The organism is Streptococcus sanguinis (genome assembly GCF_003943735.1).
Taxonomy (GTDB): Bacteria; Bacillota; Bacilli; order Lactobacillales; family Streptococcaceae; genus Streptococcus; species Streptococcus sanguinis_E.
The window spans coordinates 325,481-347,256 of record NZ_RJMV01000002.1; the positions used below are offsets into that span (position 1 = coordinate 325,481).

Here is a 21,776-nt window from a genome sequence, read left to right on the forward strand (position 1 = left end):
AATAACGGCTCTTTGTCAACTGTAGTGGGTTGATGGAAAATTATACCCTGGAGAGGACCAAATTGGTTCTCTCCTTTTAAATATTGAAAAAACCATTGGCAGTGGACATACTTTAAGACTATATATTTCTGAAACTAGTTTCACAATACAAATATTGACATGCAATTATTAATTGGTGGATTTGAAGTTGACATCTACAAAGGTTAATGTTAGAATACATTCAAAAATATATTTGAATGAGGTGTTTTATGATTCAAAATATTGTTACTTCAATAATCCTGTATTCTGGGACAGCCGTAGACTTACTTATTATCCTAATGTTATTTTTTGCCAAAAGAAAAAGCAGAAAGGACATCATTAACATCTATTTAGGACAATTTCTAGGCTCTGTTAGTCTAATATTCCTAAGTTTGCTTTTTGCATTTGTCTTAAATTATATTCCTAGTAAAGAGATTTTAGGTTTACTCGGTTTGATTCCAATTTTCCTAGGCCTCAAAGTTTTGCTTTTAGGAGATTCTGATGGAGAAGCTATTGCAAAAGATGGTTTGCGAAAAGACAATAAAAACCTGATTTTTCTAGTCGCTATGATTACTTTTGCAAGTTGTGGCGCTGATAATATTGGTGTCTTTGTCCCATATTTTACCACCTTAAATTTAGCGAATTTGATAGTGACTTTACTTACTTTTCTAGTCATGATTTATCTCTTGGTTTTTTCTGCCCAAAAATTAGCACAAGTCCCTTCTGTTGGAGAAACTTTGGAAAAATATAGTAGATGGTTTATTGCCGTTGTCTATTTAGGATTGGGGATGTATATCCTGATTGAAAACAACAGCTTTGACATGCTATGGGCTGTGTTAGGCTAGGAGAAAAAATTATGAAAAAAGATAGTATCTGTCAAGTGGATGTTATAAATCAACAAAATGTTACAACCGCAACGAACTACCTTGAAAAGGAAAAAGTCCAAAAATCACTTCGCATTTTATCAAAATTTACCGATAATAAACAGATAAATATCATCTTTTATCTCCTTGCCGTCGAAGAACTCTGTGTCTGCGATATAGCCTGTTTATTAAATCTCAGTATGGCATCTGCCTCCCACCATCTTCGTAAACTAGCCAATCAAAACATCTTGGACACTAGAAGAGAGGGGAAAATTATATATTATTTTATAAAGGATGAGGAAATCAGAGATTTTTTTAATCAACTAGGATAACAACTATTTTTACTACTTTTCCATGATTATAGGGAGATTATAATCGTTGTTGTTTCAACGGTAGCAAACTGGTTTTTACATAAAGTAATTGATAAACCCAATATAGATCAGAAAGAATTACTTGAAGCTACCGCACAATATAGAAAGTTATTGATACCTGACCTAATAATTAAAGGAGTGGGATTGATTCTATCCTTAATTGTCTATCCTCCGATTATGATGTATAGTGTTTTAATTGCGGCATTTTATATCATAACTTTAAAAACACTATCTGAAAAAAGAGTGAATAACTAAAAAAATGGTGATCAAAGTTAGGTGTATTATTTTAATGCTTACAGACCTAAACTATTCCCCTATTTATAATCTATTGATTCATATTTTATGAAATTAATCAGTAGATATCGTTCTGAAAAGCCTTGATAATACGCTGTTTTTAGTCCAACTGAAACCCATACTTTCCAAACCAGGCTTGAAAAAAGCTCGTAAAGCATCACAATTTAGTAAACGTTAAAACTTATTTAAACTTATTGAAAGCATTTCGTATCAAAAATACGGGATGCTTTTTCTGTTCACCCCAAATTTTTGTAACTAGGTGATACTTGAAATTAATACAAATTTGGTTGTTTTTGATAAATCTAAGCAACACTACATGATGAAGTGAAAGGGGATGAATCTTTGATAGTATTCACTTATTGTGAAATATGATATATTTATTAATTAGATGGATGAATACTTCTAGAGTTAAATATAGTATAATAGGGACATACTTTTTGGTTTATTTTTGTTTGTAGTCGGATTATGAAAGAATATCCAATATTATGCGATAAGATAGAATGTTACAAAAAAGAAAGGGGATGCAATCCGATGAAGAAAGACAGATTAATTGTATTGACAGATGCTGTTCTAGCAATTATTATGACCATCTTGGTTTTAGAGTTAGAAAAACCAACAACACCAAGTCTTGAAGCTTTTTGGGATTTACGGCAAAATTTCTTTGCTTGTTTTCTTTCCTTTTTCTGGTTGGGATCGTTATGGATGGCACTAAACACATTATGGGAAAAGGTTGAGAAAATTTCCTCAGAAATTATTTGGTGGAATTTGTTTCTACTCTTGGAGCGGCAGGAGTTCTCTTTGGAGAATTTCATGCCATCCAAGATACCAGTCTGAATGATGTGGTGGACCGGATCTATATAAATGTCAAGGATTTACCGTTTCAGTCCTTGGGAGCTTTAGCTAATATCCTGTCTGATATTAAGAAGGGACTGATTCAAGACAGTCATATCTGGTCTTTCTTCCAGTCATTTTTCAAACAATATCAGTTGATAATCAGCTTAAATCAGATCTATCAGTTTGTCTATCTTTCTCTGATGGAGATCATGTCCTATCTTCACTTTGATTATTGGAAAAAAACGGCTCGGTCAGGAGCTAGTATGAATAAGGAGAACAAATGAAACGTTTAAAAATGTTATGGCATATTATGCAGGTTACGGGTTTTACTCGGTTTGCTCTGAGTTTTGTGACCTTTGTTTTTGGGTCAGGAGGCGTGCTTTTCCTAGTTGAACCTGCTATCACAAATTACGGAGACGGTCTTTGGTATGCTTTTGTGACTTCGACGACTGTCGGCTACGGGGATCTCCTAGCTGTGACCTTGATTGGAAGGATTACCAGTGTCTTCTTGACGATTTATGGGCTCATATTTTTTGGCTGTTTATCAGCTGTTATTTTTAATTATTATACCAATTTAAATAAGGAAAGAGGAGAGGACAAATGACTGCCAATTATTCAACACGGGAATACCGTGAGAAATTATACGATGACCTTCATGTTCGATTGAGAGATACAGCGATTTTGATGTGTGCAATTTTTATTGCCTCTATCGGACTAAATATGAATTCAACAGCTGTCATTATAGGAGCCATGTTGATTTCACCTCTCATGACACCGATTGTTGGACTGGGATTCGGTTTAGCTATTTTTGATACGCGTTTAATCAAGCAATCTCTAGAGGTTTTATTGACTCAAGTGTTGGTCAGTTTGCTTGTCTCGACTCTGTATTTCTGGATTTCTCCCTTGTCTTATGCAAGTAGCGAGTTGATTGCACGAACCTCTCCAACCATTTGGGATGTCCTCATTGCTATTGCTGGTGGGATTGCTGGTGTGATCGGTTCAAGGAAAAAAGAAGCAAACAATATCGTGCCAGGAGTAGCCATTGCTACAGCTCTGATGCCGCCTATCTGTACTGCTGGCTATGGTTTAGCTAATGGGAATGTACGATTTTTATTGGGGGCTCTCTATCTTTTCTTGATCAACTGTGTCTTTATCATGCTAGCCAACATTGTTGGAACAAGAATTTTGATGAGAAAATCTCCTTTAACTTCATTTAAAGAGCTGAGCATTAAAATGAGAATTGGCTTGATATCTTTGATTGTATTGTTGATTCTTCCAGCTAGCTATTCGGCAGTTACTCTGACAATAGAACAAGCGCGCAAAGAAGGGATCAAACAGTTTGTAGGAAAAGAGTTCGCCAATTATACGGTTATTAATCAAGTCTACAAGTCAAGTAACAATGAATTGGTCTTGACGGTTGTTGGAGATCCGATTTCAGAAGAAGAATTAGAAACACTCCACCAAAAACAAGCCTCTTACGGTATTCAATCTGTTCAATTGAAAGTGAATCAAGTTCAGAACTCGCCAACATTAGATAGTGAAGCGACCAAGGAATTTTATGAAAACATTGACAAGTATATTGATCAAAAACTCTCTGAAAAAGATTCACAAAACGATCTCGTAAAAGAAAATGAAGCAGACAAGGATTGAGGACAATGAACTGAATCGGTTTTTACGCCGTGTTTTTCTTGTATCTTCCTCTTTCTTACTTATAGCAGGTTGTTTTTGCTTGAATAAGAAATAAATTAGAAGTTCTATCATCTAAGAAAAATGATGAACAAAAAATCATTTAACTAATGGTGTGAACGTTTAGTGTTTATCAGCTCCATTCTCTGTAATTTTGGGGGTAAAATCCACACCATTCGGATAAAATTAGTTGAATTTGATTGGAAAAAAGCTTTTATAAAAGCGGAGAAAAGTCTTGATATTACGCTGTTTTTAGTCCAACTGAAATTCATACTTTCCAAACCAGGTCTTAAGAAAGCTCGTAAAGCGTCACAATTCTCAAAACGTTAATCAATACGATACTATCAACATTTACAGACATTCAAGAATTTCTCTTGGATGTCTTTTTTGATGTAAAAAACAATTTAACCTAAAAATACACCAAGATTCAAAATCTTGGTGTATTATCTTTTTTTAGATAATTGTTCTCTAAAAAGTTTTGTCATTTGTTTTTGTCCGGCAGGAGTACCTAGTGCTTCTTTGCTTATTTCTCCTTTAAATATTTGTTCCATTAAAAATAGGTAAGCCTCGCCTAAAGCAGTTGTAATTAATCCAGCAGTGGTTCCAGAAATCGTTCCGCCAACTGCTGTTCCTACTCCGGGAATAAATTTGAGTATATTAGAGACAATTGTTTTTCCGAGGAATGTTGCTCCCCCAGACCCTAAGGTTGAGGATACAAAGGCGGTTAGAAAAGTTTTATTTATATCAAGGCCAAATATTACAGTGATGCCAGTAATCATGCTTATCTGGGTTGGAACAAGCATGAATGCATCTGCGAATGGAACTGGAGCGAAACCTTCACCAAAACTTGCTGCTACTGCAGTCGCAATGACTGCCCTAGCATGTTTTTTTTTAGATTCCAGAGATACTTTTTGGATATTTTGGAGAGTATCTTGTAGTTCAGTTGGCAATACCTCAGACATTACATCAATCAAAGTATCTAATCCAAAAGCTTTAGCGACATATTCCTCATCAAAATCCATATCTTGAGCTAAAATTGGCACAACTTTACAAACATCTAAGTTTTCCTGCTCAACATGAGCTTTCATTTCTAGTGCTTTCTTCTTAGGTACAGATTGAGTAAGGACAACAATGATAGGTACCTTAGACGTTTTATTCTTCTCAGAAAACTCTCTAAGCCATTCCACTTCCGAACTATCGAAAGTACGGTTTGAACCGACATTAATACAATACCAAATGCAGTGGATCACCTCATTGATATCATTAGAAGAGTAACCGTTGTTAATTAGGTTAATCACTTCATCTTTGACACTCTCCTGTTGGGTATATGATAATTCAAAGCCGGGTGTATCATAGATAGCCAAAGGATATCCATTTTTTTCAATTTTGCGAATTTCCTGAGTTACTGGTCTACCCAATCCAGTATCGGCAAAATTACCTCTAAACAAACTGTTGATTAGTGTGCTTTTACCGACACCTGATTTCCCAATTACGATGATGTTTAATCTTTTTAAATTGTGAATTCTATCATTAATCGCATTGAGACATTGTTGCGCAATATTGTCAGTATTAATTTGCATGTTCTTCTACCTTTTTATATTCAGATTTTTTAACCAATTTGTCCTTGCAATCAAAAGTTACTTTTCGATGATTAGTTATTTTTACTTGCTTTTTATACAAATAATTTGTAGTTTTTTTCAAAACTTTAGGCAGAATCACTGTAGAAGCTAGAATTAAAACTCCACTTCCTAAGATATATTTTACTTTAGAAGAATTTCTTTTTTTGTTACCTTTTGTCTTTGACATAATATTTCTCACTAATATGATTTTTAAAATAATTATATCATATAAGAAATTAAAAGAGTCAATTTAATGATTTTGGTTATCTCTTTGTTTTAAAGATTTTAGAACAACTTCTCCGATAGAAATTGAAGTAATGTTAGCAGAGTTCTATTAGGTGTAATGAAGAGGATGTAAAGATCTTGAAGATAGAGAAGTAGTTATGTGGTTTTCAGCCTGTCTGGCTCTCCAAGGTACAAGAAAAATAAACCACCTGCCTTGCGTGTGTGGTCCCTAGATGGGTGGCTATGATTTGTAAAATAAGTCTAAGTAAATTGCTTGATAAGATTTAGTAATTTATAGATTTTAAAAAATTTATATAGTAAACTAGATGTGTAGCATTGGGTTTTGAGTGACTGAAAAATTAGTATGGATCGTACCAGTTGTTTTAGAGAATTAATGTGGTATCAAAAAAATTAAGGAGACGTTATGGAGAAACGAACGAAAATCATAATTGCAACAATTGCAACAATAGTTGCGCTCGTAAGTCTGGGAGGATGTGCCATGACTCAAAAAGAAAGTAATAAACAAGATAAGAAAATTACTTCTTCAAAAAAGGCTATCAAAGATGATAAAGAAGCTATCAAGCAAAAACAGCTCGCTTATCTCAAAGAACATGAGCAAGAAATTATAGATTTGGTAAAAGCTCAAAGTCCAAAAGTCGAATCAGTTCAGATTGATTGGGAAGAGACGCAATGGAGTGATGGTGGGCTTACAAATCCCGAGTATTATATTAATGTTTTTGGGCGAATCAATAATATTGAAGAATCGGGTTGGGGAGTGGATATACCGATTAATGATGATGAAAGTGTAAATCTTGAAGAAATGATTATAGGTAATTACATAAGTATCGGAGGTGAACCGATTGACTAATTAGAATTTGAAAAGTTTTAATAATATATGCTTCGTTAGAGGAATCATTCTATAGGCATAAAACTAATAGACATTCAAGAGCTATTTCTTGGATGTCTTTTTTCCATTATTCAACTTCCCATAAAATTCTTCTATTACTTTCATAGAAATTATATATTAGCCAGATAGGGGCAATCATAGTAAAATAGCTATCAAAATAGACTAAAGGAGTTTGGAATGAAGTTAGTTTCTTTATGGTCAAAGGTTTCTCTGGGCTTGCAACTCTTGATTGCTTTGATTTTGGGTGTTCTTGTTGCTCTTATCTGGCCGCAGTTTTCGGCTTTTTACCAATTTCTGGGTCAAGCTTTTATCAGTTTGATTAATATGGTGATTATTCCACTGGTCTTTCCAGTTGTGGTCGTAGCTGTGGCTGGTGTGATCGGCAAGAAATCTTTCGGGAAGCTTTTGTCAAAGAGTCTGCTCTATTTCTTTGGGGTCACGACGGCGATTACTTTTATTTTTGTCTTTGCATCTTATTATCTGGGCTTTGGTCAGGGAGTCAATATCGGTCAGGCGGGATCCAGCATTGACGGGATTGCCAAAAGTATTCAGTTGGATGAGTTTTTGCTTAGCTTCATTCCCTCTAATATCGTCAAGTCGCTTTCAGAAGGGGCTTTGCTTCCTATCATCGTCTTTGCGATATTTTTGGGTTATGGTCTTGGGAGTCTTAAGGAAGACAAGTCACAGAAGTTTATTGATTTATTACAAATTTGGATTGAGGCTATTTATAAAATTGTCGGTGTGATTGTGAAGCTGTCTCCGATTGGTATTTTTGGTTTTATTGCTAAGGATGTGGCTACGACAGGAGTTGACAAGTTGGCCGGTTTGGGGCAATTTGTAGCAGGGACTTATCTGGCTTATGGGGTTCTAGCTTTAGTGATTTTTCCTTTGATTGCTCTTACTTTCAGAATTCCTTATCTAACAAGCTTGCAACGGATTTGGAGTCTTTTGACTTTGGCTTTTGTCTCTGGCAGTTCCAGTGTTGTCCTGCCGCCGCTGTTGAAAGATTTAAAGAAGCAGGGCTATGATGAGCATGTCATAGATTTGGTTGTGCCTTTGGGTTACACTTTTAATCTTGAGGGGGCTGCTGTGTATTTCTCTGTAGCAACTATTTTTATTGCGCATGCTTATGGGATTGCTTTTTCTGTATCAGGGCTTTTCTTTACTGTTTTGCTTTTGACTTTGATTGGTAAAACAGCTGCAACGGTGCCTTCAGGAGCGATTGTTGTCTTGCTGGCAGCTGCGCCTCAGCTAGGCTTGCCGGTAGAAGGCGTTGCCCTGATTTTTGCGGTTGATTTCTTTGTCAATGCTGGTCGCACTGCCCTCAATGTTCTAGGTCAGGTCTTGGCCGTCAGTGTTATTGAAAAGACGGAAGGCAATGTAGTAGAAGAATCAAAAAGCAGCAAGCTGGCTGTTCGGTATTCCTAAAGGAGAGAAGACTTATGAGTCAAGCAAAAGTATACGTTATTCATGAAAATTTGGAGTGGACGCAGCACTTGGTCAAGTGGCTGGAGGAAAAAGATGTGCCTTATGAACTGTGGGATTTGTCAAGTGGGATTCTAGATTTGCAGAGTCCGCCCCCAACAGGAATTTTCTACAATCGGATGTCTGCTTCTTCTCATACGCGTGGACACCGCTATGCACCTGAATTTACAGAGCAAGTTCTAACTTGGCTGGAAGCTCACGGTCGTAAAGTCATCAACGGCAGCGGGGCTATTAATTTAGAAATAAGTAAGATTAAACAATATTTGAAGCTTTCTGAAGTTGGAATTGCTTATCCAGAGACAGTAGCCGTTTTGGGACAGGAGAATATTCTTGAGGCGGCTAGAAAGCTTAATATTTATCCCCTGATTACCAAGCATAATCGGGCTGGGAAAGGTTTGGGAGTACAGCTCTTCAATAGTGAGGAAGAGTTGGAAGCCTATGTAGACGGTCCTGCTTTTGAGCCTTCTGTGGATGGGATTACCCTGCTTCAGGCCTATATCAAGCCTGCGGATGGTCGGATTCGTCGTTCGGAGTTTATCAACCAGAAGTTTCTTTATACAGTGTCCATCGATTCATCAGAGGGCTTTCAGCTTTGCCCGGCAGATGGGTGTCAGATTGGACAAAGGCCTGCTCAGCTAGAGACCTCGGATAAGTTTCAAATCACGGAGCCGCTGCCTGCTAGTCAAAGGCAGGCTTACGAGACATTTCTAGCTCAGGCTGGTATTGATGTGGCGGCTATTGAGTGGGTAGAGTCGGAGGCAGGTCAGATCTATGTCTATGATGTGAACACCAATACCAACTATAATCCGACAGCAGAAGAAAAAGCAGGAATTTTTGCTCATCAGCATCTGGCAGAATATCTAAAGAACGAGCTGGCAGCATCCTATCCAGAACAAATTTAAAACAAACAAAAGCTTTCTGTTTAGGAGGCTTTTATTAAAGATTGATTTTTCTTTGTAAGGATAATAAATGTATCTATAGCTCACCTCGGGGATAGCGAGTGAATTGGCCTTTCCTACCTATTCACTTCATGCCTATTTGGAAAAATAGCAGTACTTATTACTGAAATCACACCTTGCATCAATTGGGAGGTGTGATTTTTAAGTGTTTGTCTTAAAACAAGAACCCTGTGCTATTTGCAATATCCGAACCTTCTGTCTTTATTTTCTGAAATAGTATACAAAATCCTCGAATTTATGCTACAATGAGACAAACTAAAAATGATTGGAGCCAAGCATGAAAGCAATTATTACCGTTGTCGGAAAAGATAAAACAGGGATTGTAGCCGGAGTTTCCACTAAGATAGCGGAGCTGGGGCTGAATATTGACGATATTTCCCAAACCGTTTTGGAGGAATATTTTACCATGATGGCCTTGGTGTCAAGCGATGAAAAGCAAGATTTTACGGCCCTTCGCAATGAGTTTGAAGCTTTCGGCCAAGAGCTCAACGTCAAAATCAACATTCAAAGCGCAGCCATTTTTGATGCCATGTACAATATCTAAGGAGTGAAGGATGGATATTAGACAAGTAACAGAGACCATTGCCATGATTGAGGAGCAGAATTTTGATATTCGGACCATCACCATGGGCATTTCACTCTTAGACTGTATCGACACTGATATTGATCGGGCAGCGGAGAAGGTTTACCAAAAAATCACGACCAAAGCGAAAGATCTGGTGGCAGTTGGGGATGAAATTGCAGCAGAGCTCGGGATTCCTCTCGTCAATAAGCGGGTCTCAGTGACTCCGATTTCTCTGATTGGGGCAGCGACAGACAGCAGAGATTATGTGCCTTTGGCCAAGGCTTTAGACAAGGCGGCCAAGGAAATCGGCGTTGACTTTATCGGCGGCTTCTCGGCCTTGGTTCAAAAGGGCTATCAAAAAGGCGATGAAATTCTTATTAATTCTATTCCACGTGCTTTGGCTGAGACGGACAAGGTCTGTTCCTCTGTCAATATCGGCTCAACCAAGACCGGCATCAATATGACTGCAGTTGCGGATATGGGGCGGATTATTAAGGAAACAGCCCAGCTTTCTGACATGGGGGCGGCCAAGCTAGTCGTCTTTGCCAATGCGGTAGAGGACAATCCTTTCATGGCGGGGGCCTTTCATGGTGTTGGTGAGGCCGATGTGGTCATCAATGTCGGGGTTTCTGGTCCAGGTGTTGTCAAGCGAGCTTTGGAAAAGGTCCGTGGTGAGAGCTTTGATGTGGTCGCGGAAACGGTCAAGAAAACGGCCTTCAAAATCACTCGTATCGGTCAGTTGGTCGGTCAGATGGCCAGCGAGCGTCTGGGTGTCAAGTTCGGGATTGTTGACTTGAGTCTGGCTCCAACACCGGCAGTCGGAGACTCAGTGGCTCGTGTCTTGGAAGAAATGGGCTTGGAAACAGTTGGCACTCATGGCACGACAGCAGCACTTGCCCTGCTCAATGACCAAGTCAAAAAAGGCGGTGTCATGGCCTGCAATCAGGTTGGCGGACTGTCTGGTGCTTTCATTCCTGTGTCAGAAGACGAGGGCATGATTGCGGCTGTGCAAAATGGCTCGCTCAATCTAGAAAAGTTAGAAGCTATGACAGCTATCTGCTCGGTAGGTTTGGATATGATTGCCATTCCAGAGGCGACACCGGCTGAAACCATCGCAGCCATGATTGCGGATGAGGCAGCGATTGGCGTTATCAATCAAAAGACGACAGCTGTGCGGATTATTCCAAAGGGCAAGGAAGGCGATATGATTGAATTTGGCGGGCTCTTGGGAACAGCTCCGGTCATGAAGGTCAATCAGGCTTCGTCAGCTGCCTTCATCGCGCGGGGTGGTCAGATTCCAGCGCCTATTCACAGCTTTAAAAATTAAACAGCTAGATTTGAAACAGCTTTTAAGAAAGCATTATAAAGGACAGCTATTCAGTTTCCGAGTAGGAGTTTGCGGGATTGCATATAGCTGGATGCTTGAAATGTAGGGGATTATAAGGAGATTGTTTAGGTTATGAATAAAAGAGAGCTAGCTGAGCTGGCCCTTGATTTAGGTTTGGATTTTGATAAAGAGAGCGGCATTATATATGGCCGTAGAAGGGATTATGCTTTTTATCTAGAGACCATAACAGATGGCGATGAATTTGCGATTTTTTTCTCGGTCAGATGTGAGCAGGGCTATATCGGTCGAGATACCTTGGAAGCTCTGATCAACGATTCCGAGGTTTTGATTGATTTTGAAAGAGCTGGCTATAACTTGGCCTGTCAGATTTTGGCTGATCAGGATCGGGATCTGCTGCCGGATATTTTGGAGGAGGCTATCGAGGACTGCACCCGCTACTTTGAGGAGCAAGGGCTGGTTAGCGCCTGTGAGAAAACTGGTGAAACCGGAGAGGTCGACCTGTATCAGTTCAAAGGAGATTGGCTCTTTCTCACGCCATCTAGCTATGAGCGAATGATTTCCATCTCACAGGATAAGGTGACAAAGCGCCCTCTTCCTCATCAAAGTCCGCAGAAAATACATTATTTTCTGGGTGTTCTCGGAGCATTCTCGACGAGCTTGCTTGGTGCATGTCTTGTCTTCTTCCTGACAGGTGCATCCTTGGCCATGGGCTTCATATCAGGTTTTACACTGCTATTTAGCATTGCTTGTTATGAAAAGTTTGTCAAAGGTATTTCTGTTTTAGGAATTGTGGCAAGTTTCTTTTTTACTTTAGCGATGAGCTTTGTAGCTGTTCAAATCGGTTATGCCAATTCTTTTTACCAAGGGGAAGGCAATATTTTGCAAGCCATTATCGCTATTAATAAAGCCGCTTTATCCGGACAGTTTGGTCTTAATTATTGGCTCCATTATCTGTACATTATTCTTGGGTGTGTCAGTGCCGGCAAAGTTCATGTTAAGTCTCTATAGTTGATTAGATGCTGACTTCACAGTGAGAAGCTGTCTATCATAGTGGGAAACCGAGTTCTCCCTCTTCTTTATCCTAAAGAAGCCAAAGGCCTTTTTCAAAATTTACTATAACAAACAAAAATAAAAGAGGTAAACTATGTCAAAAACAAGACTCTATGTTATCCGTCATGGCAAGACCATGTTCAATACTATTGGCCGGGCTCAGGGCTGGTCTGATACCCCGCTGACTGCCGAAGGCGAGCGAGGTATTCGTGAGCTGGGCATCGGATTGCGAGAGTCGGGTTTGCCTTTTGTCAAGGCTTTTTCCAGTGATAGCGGCCGGACCATTCAGACCATGGGGATTATCCTAGAGGAGCTGGGCTTGACTGGCCAGATTCCCTATCGCTATGACAAGCGCATCCGGGAGTGGTGCTTCGGCAGTTTTGATGGTGCTTATGGTGGTGAGCTCTTTCATGGCGTTATCCCACGAGTTCTTAAGACGGATAATTACAAGGAACTCAGTTGGCCGGATTTGGCGAATGGTCTGGTAGAAGTGGATTCGGCTGGCTGGGCTGAACCTTGGGACAAGCTTAGCGGTCGAATTTTAGAAGGATTTGAAGCCATTGCTAGGGAGGTTGAGTCCTCAGGCGGTGGCAATGCTCTGGTCGTCAGCCACAGCATGACCATTGGTACCCTGGCTTATCTGGTTGATGAGAAGATCACGAAAAATCCTAATGTCGATAATGGCAGTGTCACAGTGCTGGAGTATGAAAATGGTCGCTTCAGCATTCAAGCCTTGGGAGATGTGTCTTACCGTCAGATTGGCGCAGCTATATTAGACCGAGAAAATCAAGAATGAGTAGGAGTTTTGAGACTCCTGCTTTTTGCTTTGAAAGCCAGATGGCGCCAATTTCTTCATAAAATGGTATAATATGAAAAGAATAACGGAGGAAATGAAATGGCAAAAACAAGATTATACTTGGTTCGTCATGGCAAAACCATGTTTAATACTATCGGCCGGGCTCAAGGCTGGTCTGATACCCCTTTGACTGAAGTCGGGGAACGTGGTATTCATGAGTTGGGCATTGGCTTGAGAGAAGCTGGGCTTGATTTCAAATTGGCTCGTTCCAGCGACAGCGGCCGGACTATTCAGACCATGAGCATTATTCTAGAGGAACTGGGCCTGACAGATCAGATTCCTTATACCTTTGACAAACGGATTCGCGAATGGTGCTTTGGCAGTTTTGATGGTGGTTATGATGGAGAGCTCTTTATGGGTGTGATGCCCCGGGTTTTCAATATTGAGCACGTTCATCAGCTCAGCTATGCTGAGTTGGCAGAAGGTCTTGTAGAAGTCGATACAGCAGGCTGGGCAGAAAATTGGGAAAAACTCAGCGGCCGAATCTGGGAAGGTTTTTCAGCCGTAGCTGAGGAGCTGGAAGCTGCTGGCGGCGGCAATGCTCTTGTAGTCAGCCACGGCATGACCATCGGAACCTTTGTCTATCTAATCAATCGAACTCGGCCTCATGGTTTGGACAATGGCAGTGTGACGGTTATAGACTATGAAGACGGTAAATTCACAGTAGCTTGCATCGGAGACATGTCTTATCGAGAGGTCGGTGCCAAAGTAATGGAGGAAGAAGTTGAAGCGCGCTAAACATCGCAAAGAAAAGAGAAAATCGAAGTCTAAGAAGATTGGGTTAACGTTTTTGTTGTTAATCGTCTTGTGTCTAGCAACTGGAGGAACGGCGATTTATTTCCGTCCGTCCTTATTACAAGATTTGCTTGCAAAGATACAGTTTTCGGGTTCGTCTAGCAGTTCGGCTAAGAAGGATTCTTCTAGCTCAGAGAGTTCGCAGTCTGATTTGCCCAAGGTGTCTTCTACTGACTGGAATTTGATTTTGGTCAATCGAGACAACCAGCAAGAAGAAAAAACACCTGATCTGACTCAGATCGGAGAGGTCCAGGTCGATAGCCGCATTGCTGAAAATACTCGGCAATTCCTAACTGCAGCCCAGGCGATAGCTCCTGAAGAAACTCTAATCTCTGGCTATCGCAGCCGAGCTGAGCAGGAGGAACTCTATAACGAAAAAGTTGCTGGGGAAGTTGCCAAAGGCTTGTCAAATGAAGAAGCAGTCAGCATCGTGCTGAAGCAGGTGCAGCTTCCAGGAGCCAGCGAGCATCAAACGGGCTTGGCTATTGATATGAGCGCTCCAGAAGGCCAGGAGGATGAATTGGCAGCCAAAATTGCCCAACTAGCTCCGCAGTATGGCTTTGTCCTTCGCTATCCAGATGGCAAGAGTGACATTACTGGAGTTGATTTTGAGAACTGGCATTACCGTTATGTCGGTGTGGAGAATGCCCAGTATATGCAGAAGCATAATCTGGTTCTGGAAGAATATATCGCCCTGCTTAAGGCAGCGGGAAAATAAACAAGTAAGTCAGGTGTTCCTGGCTTTTTTTATGCTGATTTAGATTTCTAATCCTTTTAGCTTCTGATTAAAGCAGCTTTAGCAACAAACATAGAGATACAAAAACGAACCACTTTCTGTAAAAAATATTTATAAATCCTTGACAACTATATCGGACTGCGATATAATATTTATATCAAGGTTCGATATATCGAGGTGAAAGTGAGATGAAAAGATGAGTGGATTGACAGAAAAGCTTAGGAGAGTCTATGTGCCAATGACAGAGACAGGTTTTTATATCCTCTTCTGTCTTCAGAAAGAGAGGCATGGTTACAGTATTACTCAAAAAGTTAAGGAGCTGACAGAAGGACAACTATCTATCAGCCCGGGAACCATGTACGGAACCTTGGCAAAGATGGAAAAAGATGGTCTGATTGCCTTTGTTCGTGAGGAAGAAAAGAGAAAGCTCTATTCTATCACGGAGCTTGGGAAGCAGATTTTAGAGTTGGAAATACAACGGATTGAGCGCCTTTACCGCAATAGTAAGGAGGAAGTTTGATGGAAAAGAGAATTGTCTATAAAATCTTTACCATTGCAGACTATGACAGAGAAGCAGCTTATTTTAAACAAATGCATAGCCAAGGCTGGAAATTGAAAAAAGTAAGTTATTCTCCCTTTCTTGTTGCGGTTCGTTATACTTTTGAAGCATGTCCGCCTCAGGAAGCGGCCTATCAATTAGATTTTCGCCCTATAAAAAAGGCGGAGCGAGAATCCTATTATCAACTGTTTGAGGATTGTGGCTGGGAGCATATTACAAACTTTAATCAGTTCTCTTATTTCCGCAAACCGGTTTCTCAGATTGATGCAGACAGCGATCTTGAAATCTATAATGACGCATGGTCTAGGCTAGAAATGGTCAAGCGTTTACTTGTATGGCGGTTTTTACCAGCCATCATGGTTTTGTGTGTCACTACCTATCTCATTCTAGATATTTCCCAGAAAAGTTTGAAAGCAAGTCTATTATTCAAATCAATCTTAGCAATAGATTGTGTCATATTGCTCATTCTGTTCTGCCAACTGGTCCATATTGCCTTGCGTTTTTGGAAAATGAGGCTGGAACTGAAAGATTGATTGCGGTTTTGTTAAATACTGTTATGAAAGCGAGGAAAACAATGAAAAAGACGATTATTGAAGTGCAAGGCTTGAAAAAGAAATTCAAGGAACAAGAAGCCTTGGCAGGAATCGATTTTTCCATCCAAGAGGGAGAAATTTTTGGCTTCCTAGGACCGTCTGGATCTGGTAAAACGACGACTATCAATATCTTGACTGGACAGTTGTCTGCGGATGCTGGAACAGCTCATGTGTTGTCTGCTCCGGTTGAGGATTTAAAGGTAGAAGTCCTGGAGCAGATTGGTATTGTCAGCGATGGCAGTGGTTTTTATGAAAAGATGTCACTTTACAAGAATCTCAAAGCCTATGCCATGCTCTTTGGGGTTAAGATGACAGAAGTCGATGAACTTCTCCGAAAAGTGGGGCTTTATGATAGCCGCAACAAGGTGGCTGAAAAATTATCTACTGGTATGAAGCAGCGGATGTTACTGGTGCGTGCCTTGATTAACCGACCTAAACTGCTCTTTTTGGATGAGCCAACCAGTGGTTTGGATCCGTCAACCTCTCGCACCATTCATGAACTACTGCTAGAACTAAAAGCTCAGGGGACAACTATTTTTCTGACGACTCATGATATGCAGGAAGCTACCCTCTTGTGTGATCGCTTGGCCTTGCTAAGTAAAGGAAAACTAGTCGAAGTAGGCAGTCCACATGAGATAATCCAAAAGTATAATACAGATAAGAAGGTTCGTTTAGAATATGAAGATTTGACGACTAAGACGGTGGCTTTTGAAGAACTGCATGGAGGCATGGATTTGGCCAATGTTATCAGTATTCATTCCTGCGAACCAACTTTGGAAGATGTTTTCATCACGTTGACAGGAGGTACCTTAAATGTCTAATAAATTAAAAGGTATGATTTGGCTAAGAGGTCAAGTGACGCTAGCTAATAAAAGTATTCTGTTGCAAGTTTTCATGCCGATTTTCCTTATTTTTCTCTATAAATTTATTTTTTCTCTGAATGGAGCAGGTAAGGAAATTGGAGCGGATAAACTAGCTACTATGTTGCTTACTATCTCTCTGCCCTTTTCTCTAGCCATGTCAGTTGGAACCCCCATTATCATCATCCTAGCTGAGGAGAGGGAAAAACATAATTTGCAAAGTTTGCGCTTGGCTGGTGTGACAGCTGGTCAATACATTCTCTCCGCTTTAATCTGGCCGGCGATTATTGGGATTTTTTACATCGTCATTACCCCAATTTTGGTGGGAGCCAAGCTCTCTCATCATCTGTTCAGCTATAGTTTAGTTCTCTTATTGACCATGCTGGTCTTAATTTTCTTCTTTTTAATGGTTGGCTTGTTTTGTAAAAATCAGGTCATGGTACAATCCCTTAGTGTTCCAGCCATGCTCTTGGCGGCATTTATTCCTATGTTTTCAAATATGAGCGAGGATTTATTTAAGGTGCTGCGTTATAGTTTTATGGGTCTCTTTACTAGCTACATGAGAGATTGGTCTCATTTCCATTTATGGAGCGGAGAATTCTTGGCTCTTGTAGTTTGGTTGCTTCTTTTTGCAGGAATTTCTTTCTATTTGATGCGCCGTTTGCAAATTTTGGACGACTAATCTAGGTCGCCAGACCGATTTTTAGCACTCTTGTAAAAAGAGTGCTAATTTTTTGAGTTTTTGTCTTGACTTTGGAGTAGAAGAGTGTATAATAGAATCATGAGTTAGCACTCGAGATGGTTGAGTGCTAATCAACAGCAGAATCTTGATTGGAGGTGATGCCGTGGTCACGGAGCGTCAAAATGAGATTTTGAATTTAATTATTGATATCTTTACCAAGACCCACGAGCCGGTCGGCTCCAAAGCCCTACAAGATTCTATCAATTCCAGTAGTGCCACTATCCGAAATGATATGGCAGCTTTGGAAAAGCAGGGGCTTCTTGAAAAGGCGCATACGTCCAGCGGCCGTAAGCCTAGCGTGGCTGGTTTTCAGTACTTTGTCAAGCATTCTCTGTCCTTTGATCGTCTCGCTGAGAATGAACTTTATGAGGTTATCAAAGCCTTTGACCATGAGTTTTTCAACTTGGAGGACATTCTTCAACAGGCAGCAGACCTTTTGACCAAGCTCAGTGGATGCACGGTTGTTGCACTGGATGTAGAACCCAGTCGGCAGCGTTTGACAGCTTTTGATATCGTTGTGCTCAGTCAGCACACGGCTCTGGCAGTCTTCACCTTGGATGAGTCAAATACCATCACCAGTCAGTTTATGATTCCGCGCAACTTCCTAAGAGAAGACCTGGATAGGCTTAAAGGCCTGGTAAGAGAGCGGTTCTTGGGACAGACAGTGTTGGACATCCATTATAAGATTCGGACGGAAATTCCGCAGATTATCCAGCGCTATTTCACTACGACGGACAATGTCATCCAGCTCTTTGAGCATATCTTTGGTGATATTTTCAAGGAAAATGTGATTCTGTCTGGCAAGGTTCAGCTCCTGGAATTTTCAGATCTGTCAGCTTATCAGTTTTTTGATGACCCGCAGAAAGTAGCCTTTGAAATTCGCGACAGTTTGGCCGAAGATCAGATGCAAAGCGTGCGCGTGGCAGACAGTAGAGAAAGCTGTTTGGCTGATTTGACACTGATTTCCAGCAAATTCCTGATCCCTTATCGAGGCTTCGGAGTGCTGGCAGTTGTCGGTCCGGTCAATCTTGACTACCAACGGCTGGTCAGTCAGATGAATGTCGTCAACCGCGTACTGACCATGAAACTAACCGACTTCTATCGCTATCTGAGTAGCAATCACTACGAAGTCCATTAAATATAGTATAAATATTCCTAAAAAGGAGGTGCCTTGTGGCAAAACATAAACAAGAAGAGCATCCAGAAGATGTAGAAGTAAAAGAGGAAGCTGTAGAAACAGCTGAACAAGCTGAATCAGCAAGCCCTGAAAAATCAGAATTAGAACTAGCCAATGAACGGGCAGAAGATTTTGAAAACAAATATCTCCGCGCTCATGCAGAAATGCAAAATATCCAGCGCCGAGCAAATGAAGAACGCCAGCAGCTGCAAAGATACCGCAGTCAGGATCTGGCAAAAGCTATTTTGCCTTCGATAGATAATCTGGAGCGCGCGCTTGCCGTTGAAGGTCTGACAGATGATGTTAAAAAAGGACTGGAAATGGTGCAGGAAAGCTTGATTCATGCTCTCAAAGAAGAGGGTATCGAAGAAATCCCAGCTGACGGAGCTTTTGACCATAACTATCACATGGCCATTCAAACCGTTCCAGCTGACGATGAGCACCCAGCTGACACTATAGCGCAGGTCTTCCAAAAAGGCTACAAACTTCATGACCGTATCCTGCGCCCAGCAATGGTAGTGGTCTATAACTAGGCTAGAAAACTTGAAAAATCTTGTCCGAAACGACAATAAACTATGAAGAAAGAAAACATTCGTTTAGCTTTGCTTCTAACGAGTGAAGCGAACCAAAGAAGAATATCAAAAATAAAATTAAAGTAAAAAGAGGTAAAAACATGTCTAAAATTATCGGTATTGACTTAGGTACAACAAACTCAGCAGTTGCAGTTCTTGAAGGAACTGAAAGCAAAATCATTGCAAATCCAGAAGGAAATCGTACAACACCATCTGTAGTGTCATTCAAAAATGGTGAAATCATCGTTGGTGATGCGGCAAAACGTCAAGCAGTGACAAACCCAGATACAATCATTTCCATCAAATCAAAAATGGGAACATCTGAAAAAGTAGCTGCTAACGGTAAAGAATACACTCCGCAAGAAATCTCAGCTATGATTCTGCAATACTTGAAAGGCTACGCAGAAGAATATCTTGGTGAAAAAGTAAGCAAAGCGGTTATCACAGTGCCAGCTTACTTTAACGATGCACAACGTCAAGCGACTAAAGACGCTGGTAAAATCGCTGGTCTTGAAGTAGAACGTATCGTTAACGAACCAACTGCAGCAGCCCTTGCTTACGGTCTTGACAAACAAGATAAAGAAGAAAAAATCTTGGTCTTTGACTTGGGTGGTGGTACCTTTGACGTTTCAATCCTTGAGTTGGGTGATGGTGTCTTTGATGTATTGGCAACTGCTGGTGATAACAAACTCGGTGGTGACGACTTTGACCAAAAGATTATCGACCACATGGTGGCAGAATTTAAGAAGGAAAACGGAATCGACTTGTCAACTGACAAGATGGCTCTTCAACGTTTGAAAGATGCAGCTGAAAAGGCTAAGAAAGACCTTTCAGGTGTGACTTCTACTCAAATCAGCTTGCCGTTTATCACAGCTGGCGACGCTGGACCTCTCCACTTGGAAATGACTCTGACTCGTGCTAAATTCGACGATTTGACTCGTGACTTGGTAGAGCGCACTAAAGAACCAGTTCGTCGTGCTCTTTCTGATGCAGGCTTGAGCTTGTCAGAAATTGACGAAGTAATCTTGGTTGGTGGTTCAACTCGTATTCCAGCTGTTGTAGAAGCTGTTAAGGCTGAAACTGGTAAAGAGCCAAACAAATCAGTGAACCCTGATGAAGTAGTTGCTATGGGTGCTGCTATCCAAGGTGGTGTCATCACTGGTGATGTCAAAGACGTTGTCCTTCTTGACGTAACACCATTGTCACTTGGTATCGAAACAATGGGTGGTGTCTTCACTAAGCTGATCGACCGCAACACAACAATCCCAACTTCTAAATCACAAGTCTTCTCTACAGCAGCAGACAACCAACCAGCCGTTGATATCCATGTTCTTCAAGGTGAACGTCCAATGGCAGCAGATAACAAGACTCTGGGACGTTTCCAATTGACAGATATCCCAGCTGCTCCTCGTGGAATCCCTCAAATCGAAGTAACCTTTGACATCGATAAGAACGGTATCGTATCTGTTAAGGCCAAAGACCTTGGAACTCAAAAAGAACAACACATTGTTATCCAATCTAACAGCGGCTTGACTGACGAAGAAATCGACCGCATGATGAAAGATGCAGAAGCGAATGCTGAAGCAGATAAGAAACGTAAGGAAGAAGTTGACCTTCGTAACGAAGTTGACCAAGCTATCTTTGCGACTGAAAAGACTATCAAGGAAACAGAAGGCAAAGGCTTCGACGCAGAGCGTGACGCTGCCCAAGCTGCTCTTGATGAACTTAAGAAAGCGCAAGAAGATAATAACTTGGACGACATGAAAGCGAAATTGGAAGCTCTCAACGAAAAAGCTCAAGCGTTGGCAGTGAAACTCTATGAACAAGCTGCTGCGGCTCAACAAGCCCAAGCAGGAGCAGAAGGAGCTGAAAACGCGGGCTCAACTAAAGCAGACGATGATGTCGTAGACGGAGAGTTTACTGAGAAGTAAGATGACTTTGGATTTTACAAATAGAGATTGTAATTATTTATATAAGCAACTCTGCGGAGAGGCTAGAAAAGATTTGGATGGAACGAAGAGACAAATAAGAGAATATTTCACAAAAAATCGGGTAGATGAATTAGAATTGTACAAGGAAAAAATTTATGCGGCTAAGATACGTTCTGATCGATTTGAGTCATCTTTAAAGGATGTAATGTATTCTATTTTTATACCGTCATTTATATCATCTCTTACATTTTCCATTACGATTGCTCTTGTAGTTTCGCTAAACCTATCAGAAGAAAATCCTATTATTGTAACTTTGCCTCTGTATATATCTCTTTTCTCTGTTGTTTTGTATATGTTTTGGTTGGCGTTTACTCGTCGTTCAAATTCAAAATCAGAGAAAGAATGGACTAATATAAATAGGGTGTTGTATTTCTTGGAAAATTATAAACTTGAATGATAATTGAAAATCCAGAGGTTGCAACCCAGCCTCTGTTTTTCGATAAAAAAATGTTATGGAAAAAGTAAAATTAATTTTAAAAAATCATTGGAGATTACTTCTTTTGGAATCAGTTCTGATAGCGCTTTATGTTATTATTTCTCTTTGCATTGATAGTAATCAAATACGAGATGTTACGATTTTATCAATACTATTTTCAGCTGAATTTTTTGTAGCTATGATAGTTGCAGTTGCCGCAATCTATTCGTGGCTTCATAGTAAATCAAAATCAGAG

The 21,776-nt window shown here is 40.4% G+C and carries 26 protein-coding genes; 24 read left to right on the forward strand and 2 right to left on the reverse strand.

The window, feature by feature from the left end; all coding sequences use genetic code 11:
- The first annotated feature begins 248 nt into the window (after window positions 1-248).
- From D8877_RS04115 to D8877_RS04150, 6 genes are all read left to right on the forward strand, one after another.
- Window positions 249-863, forward strand: a complete 615-nt coding sequence (locus D8877_RS04115) for a CadD family cadmium resistance transporter (RefSeq protein ID WP_002911684.1) — start codon at window positions 249-251, stop codon at window positions 861-863.
- Between the two features lie 11 nt (window positions 864-874).
- Window positions 875-1,213: a Cd(II)/Zn(II)-sensing metalloregulatory transcriptional regulator CadX gene (gene cadX / locus D8877_RS04120; RefSeq protein WP_000711078.1), complete on the forward strand. Its 339-nt coding sequence runs from the start codon at window positions 875-877 to the stop codon at window positions 1,211-1,213.
- Between the two features lie 864 nt (window positions 1,214-2,077).
- Window positions 2,078-2,380 carry a TMEM175 family protein gene (locus tag D8877_RS04135; protein ID WP_006151097.1) on the forward strand — a complete coding sequence of 101 codons (303 nt, stop codon included), beginning with the start codon at window positions 2,078-2,080 and terminating at the stop codon, window positions 2,378-2,380.
- Window positions 2,305-2,664, forward strand: a complete 360-nt coding sequence (locus tag D8877_RS04140; RefSeq protein ID WP_000397555.1) for a hypothetical protein — start codon at window positions 2,305-2,307, stop codon at window positions 2,662-2,664. The genes D8877_RS04135 and D8877_RS04140 overlap by 76 nt, the downstream gene beginning before the upstream one ends.
- On the forward strand, window positions 2,661-2,984 hold the full coding sequence (locus D8877_RS04145; RefSeq protein WP_000825751.1) for a potassium channel family protein: 324 nt from the start codon (window positions 2,661-2,663) through the stop codon (window positions 2,982-2,984). The genes D8877_RS04140 and D8877_RS04145 overlap by 4 nt, the downstream gene beginning before the upstream one ends.
- Complete coding sequence (locus D8877_RS04150; RefSeq protein ID WP_000126416.1) at window positions 2,981-4,030, forward strand: DUF389 domain-containing protein; 1,050 nt, start codon at window positions 2,981-2,983, stop codon at window positions 4,028-4,030. The genes D8877_RS04145 and D8877_RS04150 overlap by 4 nt, the downstream gene beginning before the upstream one ends.
- Window positions 4,031-4,509: 479 nt before the next feature.
- On the opposite strand, the gene D8877_RS04160 is transcribed toward D8877_RS04150, so the two are convergent.
- Together D8877_RS04160 and D8877_RS04165 are read right to left on the reverse strand one after the other, a co-directional pair.
- Entirely contained in the window at window positions 4,510-5,646 is a 1,137-nt protein-coding gene (locus D8877_RS04160; protein WP_002911688.1) for a YcjF family protein, read from the reverse strand.
- Window positions 5,636-5,872, reverse strand: a complete 237-nt coding sequence (locus D8877_RS04165) for a hypothetical protein (protein WP_002911689.1) — start codon at window positions 5,870-5,872, stop codon at window positions 5,636-5,638. The genes D8877_RS04160 and D8877_RS04165 overlap by 11 nt, the downstream gene beginning before the upstream one ends.
- A 462-nt stretch (window positions 5,873-6,334) precedes the next feature.
- Here D8877_RS04165 and D8877_RS04170 point away from each other — a divergent pair, with 462 nt between their 5' ends.
- The 18 genes from D8877_RS04170 to D8877_RS12330 form a co-directional block, all read left to right on the forward strand.
- A complete protein-coding gene (locus tag D8877_RS04170) occupies window positions 6,335-6,778 on the forward strand; it encodes a hypothetical protein (RefSeq protein ID WP_002911690.1) in 444 nt (147 codons plus the stop codon).
- A gap of 216 nt (window positions 6,779-6,994) precedes the next feature.
- Window positions 6,995-8,245: a dicarboxylate/amino acid:cation symporter gene (locus D8877_RS04175; protein WP_002911691.1), complete on the forward strand. Its 1,251-nt coding sequence runs from the start codon at window positions 6,995-6,997 to the stop codon at window positions 8,243-8,245.
- A gap of 14 nt (window positions 8,246-8,259) precedes the next feature.
- Window positions 8,260-9,204: an ATP-grasp domain-containing protein gene (locus tag D8877_RS12270; RefSeq protein WP_185760156.1), complete on the forward strand. Its 945-nt coding sequence runs from the start codon at window positions 8,260-8,262 to the stop codon at window positions 9,202-9,204.
- A 334-nt stretch (window positions 9,205-9,538) separates the two neighbouring features.
- On the forward strand, window positions 9,539-9,805 hold the full coding sequence (locus tag D8877_RS04185) for an ACT domain-containing protein (protein WP_002893729.1): 267 nt from the start codon (window positions 9,539-9,541) through the stop codon (window positions 9,803-9,805).
- A 10-nt stretch (window positions 9,806-9,815) separates the two neighbouring features.
- Entirely contained in the window at window positions 9,816-11,153 is a 1,338-nt protein-coding gene (locus D8877_RS04190) for a PFL family protein (protein ID WP_125352506.1), read from the forward strand.
- Between the two features lie 132 nt (window positions 11,154-11,285).
- Complete coding sequence (locus D8877_RS04195; protein ID WP_002908732.1) at window positions 11,286-12,182, forward strand: hypothetical protein; 897 nt, start codon at window positions 11,286-11,288, stop codon at window positions 12,180-12,182.
- Between the two features lie 136 nt (window positions 12,183-12,318).
- Window positions 12,319-13,020, forward strand: a complete 702-nt coding sequence (locus tag D8877_RS04200; RefSeq protein ID WP_002908733.1) for a histidine phosphatase family protein — start codon at window positions 12,319-12,321, stop codon at window positions 13,018-13,020.
- Between the two features lie 99 nt (window positions 13,021-13,119).
- Window positions 13,120-13,818, forward strand: a complete 699-nt coding sequence (locus tag D8877_RS04205; RefSeq protein ID WP_125352508.1) for a histidine phosphatase family protein — start codon at window positions 13,120-13,122, stop codon at window positions 13,816-13,818.
- Entirely contained in the window at window positions 13,805-14,593 is a 789-nt protein-coding gene (locus D8877_RS04210; RefSeq protein ID WP_125352510.1) for a M15 family metallopeptidase, read from the forward strand. Before D8877_RS04205 ends, D8877_RS04210 begins: the two co-directional genes overlap by 14 nt.
- 214 nt (window positions 14,594-14,807) lie before the next feature.
- On the forward strand, window positions 14,808-15,131 hold the full coding sequence (locus D8877_RS04215; protein ID WP_002911709.1) for a PadR family transcriptional regulator: 324 nt from the start codon (window positions 14,808-14,810) through the stop codon (window positions 15,129-15,131).
- Window positions 15,131-15,703 carry a DUF2812 domain-containing protein gene (locus D8877_RS04220; protein WP_125352512.1) on the forward strand — a complete coding sequence of 191 codons (573 nt, stop codon included), beginning with the start codon at window positions 15,131-15,133 and terminating at the stop codon, window positions 15,701-15,703. The genes D8877_RS04215 and D8877_RS04220 overlap by 1 nt, the downstream gene beginning before the upstream one ends.
- A 23-nt stretch (window positions 15,704-15,726) precedes the next feature.
- A complete protein-coding gene (locus tag D8877_RS04225; RefSeq protein ID WP_032912567.1) occupies window positions 15,727-16,584 on the forward strand; it encodes an ABC transporter ATP-binding protein in 858 nt (285 codons plus the stop codon).
- A complete protein-coding gene (locus D8877_RS04230; protein ID WP_125352514.1) occupies window positions 16,577-17,305 on the forward strand; it encodes an ABC transporter permease in 729 nt (242 codons plus the stop codon). The genes D8877_RS04225 and D8877_RS04230 overlap by 8 nt, the downstream gene beginning before the upstream one ends.
- Window positions 17,306-17,468: 163 nt before the next feature.
- Window positions 17,469-18,503 carry a heat-inducible transcriptional repressor HrcA gene (hrcA, locus tag D8877_RS04235; protein WP_032907828.1) on the forward strand — a complete coding sequence of 345 codons (1,035 nt, stop codon included), beginning with the start codon at window positions 17,469-17,471 and terminating at the stop codon, window positions 18,501-18,503.
- Window positions 18,504-18,538: 35 nt separating this feature from the next.
- Window positions 18,539-19,075 (forward strand): nucleotide exchange factor GrpE, encoded by a 537-nt coding sequence (gene grpE / locus D8877_RS04240; protein ID WP_002905347.1) that lies wholly within the window; start codon window positions 18,539-18,541, stop codon window positions 19,073-19,075.
- Between the two features lie 140 nt (window positions 19,076-19,215).
- Complete coding sequence (dnaK, locus tag D8877_RS04245; protein ID WP_125352516.1) at window positions 19,216-21,045, forward strand: molecular chaperone DnaK; 1,830 nt, start codon at window positions 19,216-19,218, stop codon at window positions 21,043-21,045.
- A 1-nt stretch (window position 21,046) separates the two neighbouring features.
- A complete protein-coding gene (locus D8877_RS04250) occupies window positions 21,047-21,502 on the forward strand; it encodes a hypothetical protein (RefSeq protein ID WP_125352518.1) in 456 nt (151 codons plus the stop codon).
- A gap of 55 nt (window positions 21,503-21,557) precedes the next feature.
- Window positions 21,558-21,776: hypothetical protein (locus tag D8877_RS12330; RefSeq protein WP_221761538.1), on the forward strand; the 219-nt coding region annotated here is incomplete at its 3' end.

Excerpts from the sequence above, each read along its gene's own strand:
- cadX (WP_000711078.1), top strand. The coding sequence starts at position 875 with ATGAAAAAAGATAGTATCTGTCAAGTGGATGTTATAAATCAACAAAAT.
- D8877_RS12270 (WP_185760156.1), top strand. The coding sequence starts at position 8,260 with ATGAGTCAAGCAAAAGTATACGTTATTCATGAAAATTTGGAGTGGACG.
- D8877_RS04145 (WP_000825751.1), top strand. The coding sequence starts at position 2,661 with ATGAAACGTTTAAAAATGTTATGGCATATTATGCAGGTTACGGGTTTT.
- D8877_RS04165 (WP_002911689.1), bottom strand. The coding sequence starts at position 5,872 with ATGTCAAAGACAAAAGGTAACAAAAAAAGAAATTCTTCTAAAGTAAAA.
- D8877_RS04230 (WP_125352514.1), top strand. The coding sequence starts at position 16,577 with ATGTCTAATAAATTAAAAGGTATGATTTGGCTAAGAGGTCAAGTGACG.
- D8877_RS04205 (WP_125352508.1), top strand. The coding sequence starts at position 13,120 with ATGGCAAAAACAAGATTATACTTGGTTCGTCATGGCAAAACCATGTTT.
- D8877_RS04135 (WP_006151097.1), top strand. The coding sequence starts at position 2,078 with ATGAAGAAAGACAGATTAATTGTATTGACAGATGCTGTTCTAGCAATT.
- dnaK (WP_125352516.1), top strand. The coding sequence starts at position 19,216 with ATGTCTAAAATTATCGGTATTGACTTAGGTACAACAAACTCAGCAGTT.
- D8877_RS04195 (WP_002908732.1), top strand. The coding sequence starts at position 11,286 with ATGAATAAAAGAGAGCTAGCTGAGCTGGCCCTTGATTTAGGTTTGGAT.
- D8877_RS04250 (WP_125352518.1), top strand. The coding sequence starts at position 21,047 with ATGACTTTGGATTTTACAAATAGAGATTGTAATTATTTATATAAGCAA.
- D8877_RS04220 (WP_125352512.1), top strand. The coding sequence starts at position 15,131 with ATGGAAAAGAGAATTGTCTATAAAATCTTTACCATTGCAGACTATGAC.
- D8877_RS04150 (WP_000126416.1), top strand. The coding sequence starts at position 2,981 with ATGACTGCCAATTATTCAACACGGGAATACCGTGAGAAATTATACGAT.
- D8877_RS04115 (WP_002911684.1), top strand. The coding sequence starts at position 249 with ATGATTCAAAATATTGTTACTTCAATAATCCTGTATTCTGGGACAGCC.
- D8877_RS04215 (WP_002911709.1), top strand. The coding sequence starts at position 14,808 with ATGAGTGGATTGACAGAAAAGCTTAGGAGAGTCTATGTGCCAATGACA.
- D8877_RS04190 (WP_125352506.1), top strand. The coding sequence starts at position 9,816 with ATGGATATTAGACAAGTAACAGAGACCATTGCCATGATTGAGGAGCAG.
- D8877_RS04185 (WP_002893729.1), top strand. The coding sequence starts at position 9,539 with ATGAAAGCAATTATTACCGTTGTCGGAAAAGATAAAACAGGGATTGTA.
- D8877_RS04170 (WP_002911690.1), top strand. The coding sequence starts at position 6,335 with ATGGAGAAACGAACGAAAATCATAATTGCAACAATTGCAACAATAGTT.
- D8877_RS04200 (WP_002908733.1), top strand. The coding sequence starts at position 12,319 with ATGTCAAAAACAAGACTCTATGTTATCCGTCATGGCAAGACCATGTTC.
- D8877_RS04225 (WP_032912567.1), top strand. The coding sequence starts at position 15,727 with ATGAAAGCGAGGAAAACAATGAAAAAGACGATTATTGAAGTGCAAGGC.
- D8877_RS04160 (WP_002911688.1), bottom strand. The coding sequence starts at position 5,646 with ATGCAAATTAATACTGACAATATTGCGCAACAATGTCTCAATGCGATT.
- D8877_RS04175 (WP_002911691.1), top strand. The coding sequence starts at position 6,995 with ATGAAGTTAGTTTCTTTATGGTCAAAGGTTTCTCTGGGCTTGCAACTC.